This is a genomic window from Hymenobacter radiodurans (assembly GCF_004355185.1).
Lineage (GTDB): Bacteria > Bacteroidota > Bacteroidia > Cytophagales > Hymenobacteraceae > Hymenobacter > Hymenobacter radiodurans.
On record NZ_CP037922.1, the window covers coordinates 4,030,540 to 4,044,741 of the forward strand.

A 14,202-nucleotide genomic window follows, 5' to 3' on the forward strand; every position below is an offset into this window, starting at 1 on the left:
AATGATTGATTTAATGGTCAAAATGCTTTCGCTTTAATCGGTTTCTGACGTAAGGAGGAAGCACATTCGCTTTATCATATAAAGCAATGGTTTGGTCTTCCTTTGCTTTGCTAAAGCGGGTTAGCTTTCCAATTCCGACGCTAGCGGGAATACCACCTAGCACCGCTACGCCAACAACGGTACCGCTGGGTGAACTGGAGAATCCATCTGAGCTACTGCTGCTTGCTGCTACCGAAACAATGCGCAAGGCAAACGCACTTCCGATTCCGGTCCATATCCAGCCACCGGTGCGGTGCCGTTGGAACATATGTCGCACTGCGCGCACGGTATCAGCGTGCGCAGGGCTGGCAGCAACTGGTTTTTCTACTGCAGCATTGGGCGCAGCGTCGGTTGTTTGAGCCACGGCTACATCGACGGTGAGCAGCAAACCGACCGTCAGGGTAACGGAAAGTATAAATTTGGCCATTAAGGAAAATAAATGCGTGAAATAAAGGTGGGCAAGCTATAGCCGGTGTTGTAACCAGACAAGAATCCAGCGCACCTACTCGTCGTTTCTATCATTGCGCCGGGCAATTTCTACTGCCTGTTGCGGCAAACCTAAACTTTAGAATAAATATTAGCTTTGCTGCATGTCCGTTTTCTCGACTTACCTGCAGCTCGGCTTTTTCCACATCTTCAACCTACAAGCCTACGACCATCTGGTATTTCTGCTGGCCTTGTGCGCGCCGTATGTGCTCAGTGATTGGCGCCGGGTAGTGGCCCTAGTTACGAGCTTCACGGTGGGGCATAGCATCACGCTGGCGTTGGCTACGCTGGGGTTCGTACAGTACAGCACCACGCTGATTGAGGTGTTGATTCCGGTTACTATTCTGCTCACCTGCGTCGTAAACACGAGCCGGGCCGGGCGTGATTTCAAGCGCAATCAGCCCATCGTTCTCACGTTACCAAATGCCTTGGCAGCCATTTTCGGGCTGATACACGGGCTCGGTTTCTCTAGCTATCTGCGGGAACTGCTGGGGCAGAATTCGCGGCCCGTAGTAGAGTTGCTGGCCTTTAACGTGGGCGTTGAATTGGGCCAATTGCTCATTGTAGCTCTTATTCTAGTGCTGGGCTTTATTGTGCTGCGCGTGTTTCGGGCGGCCCGCCGCGACTGGGTGCTGGTGGTGAGCGGAGCCGCGGCGGGTATTGCGGTTATTTTGTTGCTCGGGAACTTCACGAGGTAACATTGGTATTTGGGGGGCAAATCTGGCCCTGAGTTGCGGTATTATTAGCAGAGAATATGTTACGGATTCATTAAGTGGATTTCCGTAAATTTGCTTTCCTCCTTCCTGATTTTCTGTCTGTTTTTATGTTGAGAAATCTTCTCTTGCTCGTCGGTGGCATCGGGTTGAGCGCGGCGCCACTGATGGCCCAAACGCCTTCCATCCAGAACACCAATTCCGGCACCGACAAATTTGCCCAGCTCGGCACCGAGCTGCCTACCCCCAACACGTTTCGCACGGCTTCCGGTGCGCCAGGCTCGCAGTACTGGCAGCAGCGCGCCGACTACGACATTAAGGTGCGCCTCGACGACGAGAAGCAGGCCATTTCGGGCTCCGAGGATATCACGTACACCAACCTCTCGCCCGACGTGCTGACCTACCTGTGGGTACAGCTCGACCAGAATATCTACGACAAGAACTCCATGACTACCTCCACGCAGACGGCCGAATTGCAGCCGCGCATGTCGTTTGGAGCCATGGACTACCTAGCCCGCGCCGATTTTGACGGTGGATTCAAGATTGAGTCGGTGAAGCAGAAAGGTGGCAAGGCCCTGCCGCACGTGGTAAATCACACCATGATGCGCGTGGATTTGCCTCAGCCTTTACAGCCCAAGCAGTCGTTCACGTTCAGCATCGTATATCGCTACAACATCAACGACGTGCTTAAGCTGGGCGGTCGCTCGGGTTATGAGTATTTCACAGAGGATAAAAACTACCTCTACGAAATCGCGCAGTTCTACCCCCGCATGGCCGTGTACGATGACGTAAACGGCTGGCAGCACAAGCAATTCTTAGGCAGCGGAGAGTTTGCCCTGCCCTTCGGTAACTATAAAGTAAGCATCACGGCCCCCGCCGACCACGTGGTCGGCGCTACCGGCACGCTTCAAAACCCAGATCAAGTATTGTCGGCCACGCAGCGGAAGCGGCTGGCCCAAGCTACCGATGCCAACAAGCCGGTGGTTATTGTAACGCAGGCTGAGGCTGAGCAAGCCGAGAAAGGCCGCGCGAAAGGCACCAAGACTTGGAATTTCGCGGCCAAAAACGTGCGTGACTTTGCTTTCGCCAGTTCCCGCAAGTTTATCTGGGATGCCATGGGCCTGAAGATTGAAGGCAAGCCGATTGTGGCCATGTCGTACTATCCGAAAGAGGGCAACCCGCTGTGGGGCCAGTACTCGACCGAGTCCGTAGCACACACGCTCAAGACCTATTCTAAGCGCACCATTCCGTATCAGTACCCGGTTGCTATTTCGGTGCACGGCCCTATTGGCGGCATGGAATACCCAATGCTTTCCTTCAATGGCTACCGCCCTGAGAAGGACGGCACTTACTCAGCTAACACCAAATACGGACTGATTTCGGTGATTATCCACGAGGTAGGGCACAACTTCTTCCCTATGATCGTGAACTCCGACGAGCGGCAGTGGACGTGGATGGACGAAGGCCTGAACACCTTTATGCAGTACCTCTCGGAGCAGGAATGGGAGCGCAATTACCCTTCGCGCCGCGGTGAGCCAGCCAAAATGGTGGATTACATGCGCATGGATAAGAGCCTGCAAACCCCGATCATGACCAACTCGGAGTCGGTGTTGCAGCTCGGCAACAACGCCTACGGTAAGCCTGCTACCGGCCTCAATATCCTGCGCGAAACCATCATGGGCCGCGAGCTATTCGACTACGCTTTCCAAGAGTACGCTCGTCGCTGGGCTTACAAACACCCCACGCCTGCCGACTTCTTCCGCACCATGGAAGACGCTTCAGGCGTAGACCTCGACTGGTTCTGGCGCGGCTGGTTTTATACCAATGACCGCACCGACTTAGCCATTGAAGGTGTCAAGTGGTATACCGTCGATTCTAAGAACCCCGAAATTGAGAATGCCCGCAAGCGTCAGGAGCTGAATGCCGAGCCCAAAACGCTTTCGCAGCAGCGCAACCTTCAAGACATCAAGCGCACGTTGGTAGACGACAAGCCCGGCCTGAAGGACTTTTATAATTCCTACGACCCCATTGCCACGACGGAAGCCGATAAGCAGCGCTACCAAGAGTACGTGAAGAAACTGAAGCCTGAGCAGCAGAAGCGCCTCAACGAAGGCTTGCACTTCTACGAAGTGGGCTTGCGCAACATTGGCGGCCTCGTGATGCCGGTTATCGTGCAAATGACTTATGAAGACGGTAAGCAGGAAGTAGTGAACATTCCGGCCGAAATCTGGCGCCGCAACAACGAGCAGGTAACCAAGGTATTCGTAACCGATAAGCCTGTGGTAGCCTTCACGCTCGACCCGTTCCTGCAAACCGCCGATACTGATCTGAGCAACAATGCGTATCCGCGCAAATTGGCCCCCAGCCGCTTTGAGTTGTTTGAGCAGCAGCAGCGCACGCAGCCGAACCCGATGCAGCAGCAACCCAGCGCTACCCAGCCGGTTCCGGCCAGCAGCGGCGCTACGGGCGGTGGCACGAATTAAGAGACGATAGATTAAACAAAAAGAGCCGGATGTTATTGTCTGGCTCTTTTTGTTTGTACTCATTATTGCACTATATAGATCTTATGTTTTGGCGGATCGCGGTAGATGAGGATGCAGAGAGTGAACTACGGGAGGCATCAATGAAAGCATGGAAGTTTCTTAGTCCTTTTGCATTGATTTTATATACGATTATGTTCTTCTCTCTCCGTTTCGTTTATCAAAGAGATAATAGGCGTTTTATAAGTCGGAGTATACCAACTATTGTAAGTCGCAAATACAAGGATAATAGAAACCGGAACGCTCCAACTATTCGTCTTCGCTCTATTAATAAGGAAATTTATTTCTCTAGCAGTCGACATTATTACGACTCATTACATTTAGGCGACTCTCTTTACAAACCTGCTGGTTCCGAGCATTTTTTCCTTGTGGAATATCGCAATGGCGTAAGAACACTGCGTAGACTTCAAAATGACGAGTGACAATTCACATTCTTTGCTTCAATACTTAGTCAAGCCTGAGAAGACAAAAACAGCCGCCTCAATTGGGGCGGCTGTTTTTGTGTCTAGCTACTTAAAAAGCCCCCCACTCCTTCGATTCAACCAGTCATGCTGGCGCTTCACCTTTCCTTCATGCTCAAAAGTCTAATATGCACTCATAATTAGATGTAGGCACTTCTGCATGATTCTAAGCTGAGTGAGAGGTTTATGTTAGCGTTTAGAGCACTTTTCTGACTCGCCGCACGTCCGGTTTGTTTGATAAGAATCCTTATTGCTTGGGGCTTTTATTGCGAAACTTGGCGTTGTTCCCTCCGTGCCGTTCAACATATGTAGAGCACTTCGCCAAACAGGCCAAACTATCTCCTTTTTCAATGTTGTTCTCCTTATCGCTTAGCTTGAGACCTCATACTTGGAATCACGCACCTTTATGTGGAGGCATCAGCTGAAGCCTCGCCAATAAGAGTGCGCTCTATTGGTTTTCTTTATTCCTATGAATGTCTTGATTGTTGAAGATGACCGTGCCCTGGCCCGCGAGTTGGGTATATTTCTTTATAACGAACACTACTACTGCGACTTTGCCCGCACGGGACGCGAGGCGTCGGAAAAGCTGTTTGTAAACGAATACGACTTTGTGCTGCTGGATTTGGGTCTGCCTGACCAAGATGGATTACAGCTGCTGGCCCAAGCTCGGCAAGAGCGAAATCAGAAGGCCTCAATCATCATTCTGAGTGCTCGTGGCTCGGTCGATGATCGTATTAATGGCCTCAACCTGGGGGCCGATGATTATCTGCCCAAGCCTTATTCGCTGTTAGAATTGGGCTCTCGCATGCAGGCCGTAACCCGCCGTAAGCACGGCGTAGTGCTGGATAAGCTAGCATTCGGCGGATTCGTCCTGAGCCTCGGCGACCGGAGCCTGCGCCACAGCGAAACACTATTGGATGTAACGCGCAAGGAATTTGAGCTGCTTCACTATCTGCTGCTGCACCGTGGCAAGGTACTCACCCGGCTCCAGCTCAGCGAGCATATTTGGGGCAACACCATCAACGACAGCGCTGACCATGACTCAAACTACATTAATGTGCACGTCAAGAATCTGCGCAAGAAGCTAGCGCAGCAAGACCCCGCTACCGAATGGGTAGAAACCGTGCGCGGCATTGGCTACCGCTTGCGGCTGGAGGCTAATCCAGACCTGACCACGTGAAGCTGCAACGAAAGCTGGTTCTGCTTACCACGCTGTCCAAGTGTCTGATGGCGGCCGTACTGCTGCTGATTCTCCCTTGGCTGGTTCAAACCCTAGTGCTAGGCCATACCGACGCGGCCCTGCGCGCCGAGCTGCGCCAGGTGCAGGCCCGAATTGAGCAGGTTGGCATCTCCGAATTCTTGCCCCAGGATCAGGTTCAGCGGCGCACGCACTACGATTTGCTGCAAGACGAATTCATCGATTTGCAGGCCACAACCGCCAAAATGCCCCCCGATACCATTGGTACCTTTCCGCGGCAGCGGCAGGGCAGTGAGGTCGATTTTCGGGTGTTACGGCACAGCGCACGCTACCAAGGCCAGCCGTATATTATTGAGATCGGCAAAAGCATTGAATCGGTGCAGGAAGTGTATAAGCTGCTGCGCAATTTGGCCGTTTACGCCCTTTTGTTTGTGGGGCTCACCACGTTGCTGCTGGAACTGGGGGTGATCGGCTCTCTACTGCGGCCCTTCGATCATATTGTGGAGCGCTTACGGGCGGTGCAAGGACCAACCCCGCCCGACTTACCCGCGCTACGCACCAGCACGTCCGATTTCCAATACCTGGACGCCAGTATTCAGCAGATGCTGGTCAAGATTCAATCAGTCTTCGAGCAGGAGCGACAGTTCATTGCCACTGCTTCCCACGAGCTCCTGACACCAATTTCGGTTTTACAAAACCGCTTCGAGAACATGCTGCGGGCTGAAAATCTGCCTGAGGAAGCCGAAACGCAGCTTGTTACCTCCCAAAAAACCCTCCAGCGTATGACCGTTACGCTGCGCACACTGTTGCTTATTTCGCGGGTTGAAAACAATCAATTTGCCCGCACCGAAGAAGTACCCGTACGCTTGGTATTACAGGAAGTAATTGAGGAACTGGAAGATCGGATAAACAATGAGGCGCTGGTTATTCACTGGAACCTGACGGGGGAGCCAGTGCTTGCTCCAGCCAACCGATCATTGATTTTCACGCTTTTCTTCAACTTGTTGAGCAACGCCATTAAGTACAACCAGTATGGGGGGCAAATTGAACTCGGAGGCTACTCCACCCCGGAAGGCGGCTACTTGTTGCGCATTTGCAACACCGGCAAACCCATCCCCGCTGAGCATTTACCCTTCATATTTGAGCGCTTCCGCCGCTTCGACGAGGATGCGGCCGAAGGTTACGGCTTAGGTTTAGCGGTGGTGCGCAGTATTGCGCAGCTCCACCACATCACCGTGCAGGTTGAATCAGATGAGCAGCGCGGCACCGAGTTTACGCTGCATCTGCCGCCGGCAGCGTAACCAAGTCAGTTGTAAGCGGCCGAAGCTAAAAACCAACACGTAAAATCCATCTACGACACTGCTTACAAGTCTTTTTGATCTTGTGAAGCCCTTGCAACCTAAAAGGCACGAGCGGGCTCTTATCTGCACACTGCAAATTTGCCCCCCAGCCCGATGAGAAAACCGTTTATAATGCTGCTATATACCAGCTTCATTGCCGCGAGTATAGCCTGTGAAAAAGAGGATGATCTGAGTCAGGAATGCGTAAGCGTCACTATACTAGGCACCACGTGTGAGGGCGCTACCCTACTCCAACTGGATACGGCTGTCCCGATTGGCAGCAGTGTTTATTTCAGCGGCGACATGGGTGATCCTACCCCCGGCACCCCCGCAGTAGCAGCCACCTACGCCAACGTAGTCAAGACGTTTACGCCGCTGCCGACCCTTTATCGGGGTGAAGCGCAATGGTTTTTCAAGCTTCGATTGGCTTCCTCCGAGGAAAGAATTGAGCGGTTTTGCACCGCCAATAAAATATGGTATGATGCTCCTCAGGTAATTGTCACCGACTCTTCTACTGTTTGCAGGAGCAGCCGAAGCAAGTAATTTTCGTTGTAGCTTCGTCTTCCACCAACTCTACACCGACTATGGGACTTCTCGATGGATTAATCGGCAATGCTTCGGAAAGCGATGCCCAGGAATTGCAACAGGAACTCAGCCGCCTCTTGGCCACTGACGAGCGGGTTGAAAAGGCTTTCGTCATTATCCGCGACCAGCTTATTTTCACGAATAAGCGCCTGATTCTGGTGGATAAGCAAGGAATAACGGGCAAGAAGAAGGAGTTTCTAAGTGTGCCTTATAGGAGCATTGAGCGCTTCTCGATGGAAACTACCGGGCACTTCGACCTCGATGCGGAGCTAAAAATCTGGGTGCGCGGCCAGACCGATGCCGTCAGCAAAACCTTCCGCAACGACCGCAACATTTATGATGTAAGTAAAGCGCTTGCTGACTACGCTCTTTAGTAGATACTTCACAATAAAAAAGCCCCCAGCATTCTGTTGGGGGCTTTTTTCATACAGTAAATTACTTGTTGGCTACCTCGCTACTGGCGTTTGAATAGCGGGCGGCGTCGGGTTGTACTCTGGCGTAGCATTCTGATGCTCAGCCTTTTTCTTGCCTTGGTCGTCCTTCACATCGCGGCGACTGAAGGGCCGGATGATGAGACGCAACGCTTGGTCGGAGCTGAAGTAGCTGAAGGCCCAGTCGACGAAGGCTACCACTTTATTGCGGAAGCCCACCAGCGTCATTAAGTGCACAAACAACCACGTAAACCAACCCAGAATACCGCTGAAATGCACGTCTTTGGGCAAGTCAACCACCGCTTTGTTGCGGCTCACAATGGCCATCACGCCTTTATTAACATACTCGAAGTTCTTGGGCGTTTCGTTGCGCATAATGCGCTGAAGGTTTACGGCCAGTAAGTCGGCTTGCTGCTGCGCCACGGGTGCCAGCATGGGCATACCGCGGGGCATTTCCTCCGTCACCATGTTGGCCACGTCGCCGATGGCGAAGACATTCTGGAAGCCTTCCACTTGGTTCCAATGGTTCACGCTGATGCGCTTGTTGCGGGCAACCACCTCGGGGGGCAAACCGGGTACTTCGGCCCCATTCACACCGGCCGCCCAGATCAGGTTTTCGGTTGGGATATATTCAGTATCGGAGTAATAGGCCCGACAGTTTTCAAACCGTTTAATGGACGTATTCAGGCGCACAATGACACCAAGCTCCTCCAAGTAACGCTTCGACTCCTGCTGCGACTTCACCGACATGGGCCCGAGCACGGCTGGTCCGGCTTCCACCAGAATAACCTGCATCTGCTTCAAATCCAGTTCTGGGTAGTCTTTAGGCAGCACATGGCGGCGCATTTCGGCCAGCGAGCCACTGATTTCGACGCCCGTAGGTCCGCCGCCGACTACTACGATATTCAGAAGGGCTTGCTTCTCCTCGGGGTTTTCGGTGAGCAGCGCTTTCTCAAAATTCTGGAAAATAAAGCTGCGCAAATTCAGGGCATTCGGAATGCTCTTGATTTGCATAGCATTCTTCTCAATGCTCTCGATGCCGAAGAAATTGGTAAGCGAGCCGGTGGCTATTACCAAATAATCGTAGCGAATATCGCCTACGCTGGTGTGCACCACGTTGCGCTCGGGCGCGACGCGCTGCACATCGGCCATGCGGTAGAAAAAGTTTTTCTGGCCCGCGAAAATCTTGCGAATCGGGTAGGCAATGCTATCCGCTTCAAGAGCGCCAGTGGCTACTTGGTAGAGGAGCGGCTGAAAATTGTGGTAATTATTGCGGTCGATGACGACAACTTGCACGGGCGCGTGGCGCAACTCTTTCGCCAGCCGCAAACCCGCAAATCCGCAGCCGATAATAACGACGCGCGGATGGGAAGAAACCGGGAGGTTCGTATCCATAATACTGAAAAACAAGGTATAAGGTGCTGCATTGAGCACTCACAGGCCAGCTCCCACATGGAACTCGCACGGATGGTTTTACAGTAAAACCCACTTACTGGTTGTCCTGTTTTTCAGACAGTTGAGCTTGGCAGCTTGCCTAGAGTTTATTCTAGTACTCTAAACCGTCATGCCGAGCGGAGCGACGCAGCTAGCATGCTGACGACAGATTACTACTCTCAACAAACACGCGAGCTGCGTCGCTGCGCTCAGCATGACCGATTGGGGGGCTTTTATTGCTTTAGCAAGCTGACTAATTAATAATCTACGCCTTCCTTTTTCTTGAACTCCCCATCTTTCACTTGCTGAATTAGTTTCAGCCAACTGAAAGGGTTCAACAAAGGATTATTGGTTTGAGGCGTTTGGCCCATACCCATGCGCCGGTCGTAGCCCTGCTGCTGCTGTTGAAGGGTCTGCCGGTAGTTGCCGGCACTGGTGACGGGCGCGTTATTAAAAATCTGGCGGAGCACGTCGGGGCTCAGGTTTCTGGCGGCACTGCTGCCGCGTTCTTTGGGCAGCTTCAGGGCGAGAAAAGCCTCTTTGAACTCCTTTTCGGTGGCATAGGGAAACACCCGCACTTCGGGCAGCACCGTCACGTCTTCTTGCAGCGAAACGATAACCGAGTAGCTCTGCCGCGGATAATCGGGTGGGATGATAACGTATTGGTTGCGGTAGCCCAAGGAGCGAATCACGATGCTGTCGCCGGTGAGGACAGGCAGCGAAAAGTAGCCGTAGAGGTTAGTAGCCGTGCCTCGGCCCGCCGAAGGAACAAACACGGTAGCGCCCGGCACACCTAACAGGCTGTCGCCGGTGGCTACGATACCAGAAAACTGCACTACACGCCGCTGCCCCTGCGCGTGGCCAGCGGTGGGAGCCAGTACAAACAGCACCAATACCAGCCCTAGGGTGGCTACAAGCGCATACATTCTACTTTTATCAGACATACTCGGGTGGGCTATACTGCAATAATACGGCTCTTTGGGAGGTCGAAGCCGGACGGAGCGTAAATTTGTTCAGTTCAGAGCGGGGGGCTTTTTCCCGCTTTGTTCGGTAAAGGATGCGTCTTAAACACTTCAGCGTTGCATTTGGTCAGCAACTATTTAAGGCCCTCGGCGACGAGTCGCGGGTGCGCATGCTGCATTTGCTTTGGCGCAACCAGGAAATGTGCATTTCTGACCTCGAACAGGTCTTGGACTTCACCCAAACCAAAACCTCCCGCCAATTATTGTATCTGAAAAACGCGGGCTTGGTCAGCTTTCGGCGACTCGACAATTGGGCCTTCTATTTTATAAAGGATGAAATGGCGGACCTGGTTCACCAGTTTTTGGGTTACATGGAAAAAGACCCTCAACTGATGCGCGATCAGCAGATTTACCAAACGCTCTGGTCGAATCGGGAGTTGGCCGCGTACAAGCTCCAAAACCGTCGCTGGACTGGGTAGCCATAAGGGCGTTGGCTCATGGGGCGACGAAGCTTATTCTATGTAGTATATGAAGTATGAACACCACCTGTACGTTTGCACCAACCAAAAAAGCGAGGTTGGCCGCGACGTAGTAAAGGCGCTGAAGAAAGAGATTAAGAAGCAGGGCCTGAGCAAAAAGCTCAATCGCACCTTACCCACTGGCTGCCTCGACGTGTGCAAGCACTGTAAAAAAACCAATTGCGCGGCCGTCATGGTGTATCCCGAAGGCGCCCTCTACGGCGACGTGCAGCCCGACGATGTACCTACCATCGTGCGCGAACATCTGCTCCACGGGCGCGTTGTATCCAAACTCCTACTTGATTAAAAATGCCCCCCAGCCAGTCATTTCGCCCCACTAAAGCTTATCGTCACCTCTTCTTCGACCTGGACCATACGCTATGGGACTTTGAGAAAAATGCTGATGAAACCCTGCGCACACTATTTATTCACTACGACTTGGCTCGCTTCGGCACGTTCACGGTAGAAGAATTCATCGACCGCTACCGCGACATCAACCATGCGCTGTGGCGGTTGTATCAGGGGGGCAAAATCACGCAGCAGCAGTTGCGCAGCACGCGCTTTACGCGCACGTTAGTACGACTAGGTGTGGATGAAGCTGAAGTGCCGGAGGGCATTTCCCAGCACTTTACCGAATTGCTTCCTACTAAGTCGGCGGTGTTTCCCTTCACCTATGATATGCTGGAGTATTTGCAGACCAAATACACCCTGCACCTGATCACGAATGGCTTTAAGGAAATTCAATACATCAAGCTCGATTCGTCGCAGCTCACACCATTTTTTCAGGAAGTAATTACCTCTGAGTGTAGCGGCTGCCTTAAGCCCGACCGGCGCATGTTTGAGCACGCCTTGGAGCGAACCGGTGCTACTGCCGAGGAAAGTCTCATGATTGGTGATAACTTGGAATGCGACGTGCTAGGCGCTTTTAATGCCGGCATTGATCAGGTGTATTTCAACCCCGAAAAGCGGCGCCACTTCAATGAGGTGACCTATGAAATTAGCTGCCTGAGCGAGTTAAAGGAGATTTTGTAGAAGAAAAAGCCCCCCAACGCCTCCTACCTTTGCCCCGATATGATACATCTACTAGGAATTTCGGGAAAACGAGGCAGCGGCAAGGATACGGTGGCGCGCCTGATTCAGCAGTTACAGCCCGAGCGCAACTGGCAGATTCTTTCCTTCGGCGACGCGATAAAAGCGGTGTGCGCCACTTTGGCCGGCGAAGCAATTGCGCCCTATTATTACCAGGATGGCAAAGCCCAGCTGTTGCCCATCTTCGAGCGTACCCGCGGCGAAATGCTCCAGCAAGTAGGCCAAGCTTTACGCGCCTGGGAGCCGGAAATTTGGGTGAAAGCCTTCTTCGCTCGCCTGCCCGAGGATCAGTTTGTCATCGTGCCTGATGTGCGGTTTGCCAACGAAGCCTACCCTATTCGGGAGCGCGGCGGCTTGATGTTACGTGTGGAAGGCGACCCACTCCAACAGCGCGGCGACGGTACCCGCGACGACAATCATCCTAGCGAAACGGTGATGGATACTTATCCACACTTCGCTACCATTATCCACAACAATGGCTCGCAGGAAGACCTAAAGGAGCAGGTGATAGCGCTATTAGCTAGTCTTTAGCTATAGATGTAGCTCTATCGGATTACAATCAATGCCGAATCGGACGCAGGTATCAGCAAGCAACTACGCTTACTTATGGTTGTTCAACTCCCTGTTACCTTTGCTTTTCCTCCCCATTCATAAACCTACACCCAAAGACAAACTCCATGGCCAACGGCTTTTTCAACGTTCCTACCCCGATTAATGAACCTGTTAAAGGCTACGCGCCCGGCTCCAAGGAGCGCGCCGAGCTGCAACAGGCCTTGAAGGACCTCAAGCAGCAGCAGGTAGATATTCCGATGTACATCGGCGGGCAGGAAGTGCGCTCGGTCAACACCAAAACCATTTCGCCTCCCCACGATCATAAGCACGTGTTGGGTCAGTTTCATGAGGGCGATGGCACGCACGTAGCCCAAGCAATCGAAGCCGCTTTGGCCGCCCGCCGCGAGTGGGCTGAGTTACCTTGGGAACACCGCGCTGCTATTTTTCTGAAAGCCGCCGAGCTGCTAGCGGGCCCGTACCGCGCCCGCTTGAATGCCGCCACGATGTTGGGCCAGAGCAAAAACGCTTTCCAAGCCGAAATCGATGCGGCTTGCGAGTTGATCGACTTTTTCCGCTTTAATGTGCATTTCCTCCAAGAAATCTATAAGCAGCAGCCTGAGTCGGCGCCCGGCATGTGGAACCGCCTGGAGCACCGTCCGCTGGAAGGCTTCGTGTTTGCGCTAACGCCTTTCAACTTTACTTCTATTGCCGGCAACCTGCCTACGTCGGCGGCGCTGATGGGCAACGTGGTAGTATGGAAGCCCGCTAACACGCAGATCTATTCGGCTCACGTGCTGATGGAGCTATTCCAGGAAGCTGGCGTGCCAGCCGGCGTTATCAACCTAGTATATGTGGATGGCCCAACGGCTGGTGATGTAATTTTCAATCACCCTGAGTTTGCGGGTATTCACTTTACCGGCTCCACGGGTGTTTTCCAGAATATTTGGAAGACGATTGGCCAGAACATTCACAAGTACAAGTCTTACCCCCGCATTGTAGGGGAAACAGGCGGCAAGGACTTTATCCTGGCTCACCACTCGGCGCACCCACGCCAAGTAGCTACGGCTATTTCCCGGGGAGCATTTGAGTACCAGGGCCAGAAGTGCTCAGCAGCGAGCCGCGTATATATTCCTTCCAATCTCTACCCAGAGGTAAAAGCCTATTTGCAGGAAGATCTGAAGTCGATGAAAATGGGCGACGTGGAGGATTTCGGCAACTTCATAAACGCCGTTATCAGCGAAGCTTCCTTCGACAAACTAGCTAAGTACATCGACGACGCAAAGCAAGACCCAGCGGTAGAAATCATCGCGGGGGGCAAATACGACAAGTCGAAAGGCTACTTTGTGGAGCCAACGGTATTGGTGGCCAATGACCCCAAGTACGTGACCATGTGCGAAGAGCTATTCGGCCCCGTGTTGACGATGCACGTTTACGACGCGGATAAGTTTGAAGAAACGCTCGACTTGGTAGACAGCACTTCGCCTTACGCCTTGACCGGCGCCATCTTCGGCCAAGACCGTTACGCTATTGACTTGGCTTCGAAGCGCTTGGTGAATGCTGCCGGCAACTTCTACATCAACGACAAGCCCACCGGTGCCGTGGTTGGTCAGCAGCCCTTCGGTGGCGCCCGTGCCAGCGGCACCAACGATAAGGCTGGTTCCATGCTAAACCTCCTGCGCTGGGTATCGCCCCGCGCTATCAAGGAAACCTTCGTGACGCCGGTGGATTATCGTTACCCTTTCCTGGGCGTTGAGACGGGCGAGAATCTGAACGTGACTGGGCAGGGCGGTTTCTAATCTTGCTGTCTAAGTTGTGAAAAGCCTCCCAGAAGTACTTCTGGGAGGCTTTTTTATT

At 52.9% G+C, this 14,202-nt stretch carries 14 protein-coding genes; 11 read left to right on the plus strand and 3 right to left on the minus strand.

The features are described 5' to 3' along the window. Positions 1-10: 10 nt before the first annotated feature. Complete coding sequence (locus EPD59_RS18295; RefSeq protein WP_133274048.1) at positions 11-466, minus strand: hypothetical protein; 456 nt, start codon at positions 464-466, stop codon at positions 11-13. Positions 467-629: 163 nt separating this feature from the next. Here EPD59_RS18295 and EPD59_RS18300 point away from each other — a divergent pair, with 163 nt between their 5' ends. The 6 genes from EPD59_RS18300 (at position 630) to EPD59_RS18325 (ending at position 7,736) form a co-directional block, all read left to right on the plus strand. Then, positions 630-1,223, plus strand: coding sequence for a HupE/UreJ family protein (locus tag EPD59_RS18300; protein ID WP_133274049.1), 594 nt, complete (start codon positions 630-632; stop codon positions 1,221-1,223). 125 nt (positions 1,224-1,348) lie between these two features. Then, positions 1,349-3,721, plus strand: coding sequence for a M1 family metallopeptidase (locus EPD59_RS18305; protein WP_133274050.1), 2,373 nt, complete (start codon positions 1,349-1,351; stop codon positions 3,719-3,721). A gap of 987 nt (positions 3,722-4,708) precedes the next feature. Then, positions 4,709-5,419 (plus strand): response regulator transcription factor, encoded by a 711-nt coding sequence (locus tag EPD59_RS18310; protein ID WP_133274051.1) that lies wholly within the window; start codon positions 4,709-4,711, stop codon positions 5,417-5,419. After that, positions 5,416-6,738, plus strand: coding sequence for a sensor histidine kinase (locus EPD59_RS18315; protein WP_133274052.1), 1,323 nt, complete (start codon positions 5,416-5,418; stop codon positions 6,736-6,738). Before EPD59_RS18310 ends, EPD59_RS18315 begins: the two co-directional genes overlap by 4 nt. A gap of 171 nt (positions 6,739-6,909) precedes the next feature. Continuing rightward, positions 6,910-7,320, plus strand: coding sequence for a hypothetical protein (locus EPD59_RS18320; protein WP_133274053.1), 411 nt, complete (start codon positions 6,910-6,912; stop codon positions 7,318-7,320). A 41-nt stretch (positions 7,321-7,361) separates the two neighbouring features. Beyond that, entirely contained in the window at positions 7,362-7,736 is a 375-nt protein-coding gene (locus EPD59_RS18325; protein ID WP_133274054.1) for a PH domain-containing protein, read from the plus strand. Between the two features lie 72 nt (positions 7,737-7,808). Here the strand turns inward: EPD59_RS18325 and EPD59_RS18330 are convergent, their stop codons facing one another. Together EPD59_RS18330 and EPD59_RS18335 are read right to left on the minus strand one after the other, a co-directional pair. Then, positions 7,809-9,188 carry an NAD(P)/FAD-dependent oxidoreductase gene (locus EPD59_RS18330; RefSeq protein ID WP_133274055.1) on the minus strand — a complete coding sequence of 460 codons (1,380 nt, stop codon included), beginning with the start codon at positions 9,186-9,188 and terminating at the stop codon, positions 7,809-7,811. A 296-nt stretch (positions 9,189-9,484) separates the two neighbouring features. Then, entirely contained in the window at positions 9,485-10,171 is a 687-nt protein-coding gene (locus EPD59_RS18335) for a carboxypeptidase-like regulatory domain-containing protein (protein ID WP_133274056.1), read from the minus strand. Between the two features lie 113 nt (positions 10,172-10,284). Between EPD59_RS18335 and EPD59_RS18340 the strand changes: the two genes are divergently transcribed. The 5 genes from EPD59_RS18340 (at position 10,285) to pruA (ending at position 14,144) form a co-directional block, all read left to right on the plus strand. Further along, complete coding sequence (locus tag EPD59_RS18340) at positions 10,285-10,668, plus strand: ArsR/SmtB family transcription factor (RefSeq protein WP_133274057.1); 384 nt, start codon at positions 10,285-10,287, stop codon at positions 10,666-10,668. Positions 10,669-10,717: 49 nt separating this feature from the next. Then, a complete protein-coding gene (locus EPD59_RS18345) occupies positions 10,718-11,014 on the plus strand; it encodes a (2Fe-2S) ferredoxin domain-containing protein (protein WP_133274058.1) in 297 nt (98 codons plus the stop codon). 2 nt (positions 11,015-11,016) lie between these two features. Further along, positions 11,017-11,739 (plus strand): YjjG family noncanonical pyrimidine nucleotidase, encoded by a 723-nt coding sequence (locus EPD59_RS18350; protein WP_133274059.1) that lies wholly within the window; start codon positions 11,017-11,019, stop codon positions 11,737-11,739. A 39-nt stretch (positions 11,740-11,778) separates the two neighbouring features. Beyond that, a complete protein-coding gene (locus tag EPD59_RS18355; protein WP_133274060.1) occupies positions 11,779-12,327 on the plus strand; it encodes a nucleoside/nucleotide kinase family protein in 549 nt (182 codons plus the stop codon). 146 nt (positions 12,328-12,473) lie between these two features. Continuing rightward, complete coding sequence (pruA, locus tag EPD59_RS18360; protein WP_133274061.1) at positions 12,474-14,144, plus strand: L-glutamate gamma-semialdehyde dehydrogenase; 1,671 nt, start codon at positions 12,474-12,476, stop codon at positions 14,142-14,144. Positions 14,145-14,202: the final 58 nt, after the last annotated feature.